We start from the raw sequence: 2,546 nt of genomic DNA, 5'->3' as shown, positions 1-2,546 counted from the left end.
CGCCTCCGACCTGGGCGAGCTGATGCACGACCAGCTTCGCCGGCTGCCCCGGGGACGGCCGTGGCGCATCGCTGTCGGCCGGCCCCACCCCGGGCTGTACGGTATCGCCCGCTCGTACGAGGAGGCCCGGGAGGCCCTCTCGATGGCGACGCGGCTGCGGCTCGAGGCGCCCGTGGTGAGCGCCCGGGAACTGCTCATCTACCGGGTGCTGCTGCGGGACCAGCCCGCCATCGTCGAGCTGGTCCACGGTGTCCTGCACCCGCTGGAGCAGGCGCGCGGCGGGGCCGAGCCGCTTCTGGCCACTCTGCAGGCCTATTACGACACCGGCGCGGTCGCCACCGAGACGGCGAAGCGGATTCACGTGTCCGTCCGGGCGGTGACCTACCGCCTGCAACGCGTCAAGGACCTGACCGGCTACGACCCGTCGGAACCGGCCCACCGGTTCACTTTGCAAGCCGCCGTGCTGGGAGCCCGGGCGCTGGACTGGCCGCGGAAGCCCCTGTCCGGCGTCTGACCCCCGCTCGTCGTTGCCGACGGTCGGCAATGAACCATGCGCTTCCTCGCCGTCGCACACCGTGGTCGAAGGCGAACTCCGAGGACAAGCTGGATGCAGCAGATGCCGACGACGAAGCAGGGCTGACCCGTCCGGGAAGGTGCCGTGATGCAGACCCGGACCGATGACGCGACGACCCGCGAGACGGCGCCGGACGGTGCCCTGACGCACCCGGCTGACTTCGGGATCGCCCGCGAGGTCGGCGAGGTGCTGCGGCGGCGCCTGTGGTTCAGCCCCGGCCAGGTACAGGTCAGGGTGAACCGGGGCACCGCGGTGCTGACCGGCGCGGTGGGACGGCAGTCCACCGCCGGCATCGCCGCCCGGCTGGCCGCGGCCGTGCCCGGGATCAGCGACGTCGACGACCAGATCCGTTACGAGTTCGACGATTCCCGCCTGGTCCGCTCCCGGGTCGGCCGGACACACCCGTTCAGCGCCGAGCCGTTCCGGCCCGGCCGGAGTCGACGGCGACGCCGGGCTCGATGAGGTCGTCGACCTCCACGAACCACCTGGGCGAAGCCATCCGGCTTCGCCCATTCTCTTTATCGGCCCCCAGACCACAGGACACACCATGACCATCGACATCGAGACAACCGGCCGCGGACAGTTCGCGGCCGTCCGGGCCACCCTGAGCGAGGATTTCGCGACGCAGACGGCCCGGCTCCAGCAACTCACGGCCGCGAGCGATTCCGCCGAGGCGCACAACCGGGCCGCGATGCTGACTGCCACGCGGCAGAACCTCGATCAGATCAGTGGCGCCCTGCGCCGCATCGCCGACGGAACCTACGGCGCGTGTGTGCAGTGCGGTTCCGCGATCCCGCCCGAACGCCTCGAGATCCTGCCGCACGCCCAGCACTGCGTTCCCTGCAAAGAGAAGCATCACGGGTAGTCGTACGGCCCGCCCCGAACTTCCCGGCCCGCACCGCGAGAAAGAACCGATGCCACCGTGCTGACACAGGTCTCCTGCACGCCGGACCGACCCCACACCACCGGCCGGCGTGACTCCGGTCCGGTGGCGCTGGCCGTGGACCTCGGCAGCTGCACCACCGGAGTGTGGGCGGCCCGCCGGGGCAGCATCAGCGCATCATGTACGGACCCCGGCTCGGCGACGGCCGAGGCCGTGCGCCGCGGCCGGATCGTCGACGCCGACGAATGCATCGCGTCGCTGTCGGCGCTCGTCCGCCGCTATGTCGAGCCGGTGCCCCGCGGCGGCGTGATCGTGGCCTGCCGGCCGGTGCTGTCCGGCGAGGCCGAGCTGCGGGTGAGCCGGCGCGTTCTCCAAGCGGTCTTCCAGCCCCGACGGGTGCTGTTCATCGACTCCGTGCGCGCGGCGGCGATCGGTTCGGGCGCCGCGGCCGGGACCTTGCTCGTCGTCGACGTCGGCGCCGAGCTGACCGAGGTGGCGCTGCTGCGGGAGGGCCGGGTCACCGCCGCCCGCCGCATCGACATCGGCGTCCGCGACCTCGCCCGGGGCGCCACCCTGGAGCTGATCACCGACGCCGTCGCCAGCCACGTCAACGCCGTCCGCGCCGGCCCCGGAGCGGCAGATCTCCCGGCCGCGCTGCGGCGCGGTGCTCTGCTGGTCGGAGCGGGCGCTTCGCAGCCCGAACTGACCAAGGCCCTCGCCCGCACCCTGCGGGCCCCGGTCCACCGGGCCGCCTCTCCGGTGACGGCCGCGCTGCACGGCGCGGGCCAGGTGGCGAAGTCGATACTCCGCCACCCCGCCGGGGCGTGAACACACTCCCACGACGCATGGAAGGGATGGCCATCACCACGGCGAAGGTTGTCGTCGGAGTCAACGGCTCGCCGGCCGGCGCCGCGGCGGTACGGTGGGCCGCCGCCGAGGCTCAGCGACGCCGAGCCGACCTGCATGTGATCGCCGCCTACGAGTGGCGGGTGCCGGGCCGGCGGTTCCCGCACCGCAGCGACCTGCTGCGGACCGCCGAGGAGCGGGCCGCGGTGGTCCTGGACGCGGCCGTGCTGCAGGCGCAGTCGG

The 2,546-nt window shown here is 73.1% G+C and carries 5 protein-coding genes; all 5 read left to right on the top strand.

Translation table 11 applies throughout. The features are described 5' to 3' along the window. Positions 1–514: PucR family transcriptional regulator (locus M1L60_RS46625; RefSeq protein ID WP_253244063.1), on the top strand; the 514-nt coding region annotated here is incomplete at its 5' end. A gap of 147 nt (positions 515–661) precedes the next feature. Beyond that, positions 662–1,036 carry a BON domain-containing protein gene (locus M1L60_RS46620; protein ID WP_253244062.1) on the top strand — a complete coding sequence of 125 codons (375 nt, stop codon included), beginning with the start codon at positions 662–664 and terminating at the stop codon, positions 1,034–1,036. An 85-nt stretch (positions 1,037–1,121) separates the two neighbouring features. Further along, positions 1,122–1,439, top strand: coding sequence for a TraR/DksA family transcriptional regulator (locus M1L60_RS46615; protein WP_253244061.1), 318 nt, complete (start codon positions 1,122–1,124; stop codon positions 1,437–1,439). Positions 1,440–1,496: 57 nt separating this feature from the next. Beyond that, positions 1,497–2,285: a rod shape-determining protein gene (locus tag M1L60_RS46610; protein WP_253244060.1), complete on the top strand. Its 789-nt coding sequence runs from the start codon at positions 1,497–1,499 to the stop codon at positions 2,283–2,285. Between the two features lie 17 nt (positions 2,286–2,302). Further along, the coding region (locus tag M1L60_RS46605; protein ID WP_253244059.1) for a universal stress protein at positions 2,303–2,546 on the top strand (244 nt) is incomplete at its 3' end.

This window comes from Paractinoplanes aksuensis, assembly GCF_024137025.1.
Taxonomy (GTDB): Bacteria; Actinomycetota; Actinomycetes; order Mycobacteriales; family Micromonosporaceae; genus Actinoplanes; species Actinoplanes aksuensis.
This window is presented reverse-complemented; position numbering and strand designations above follow the sequence as displayed.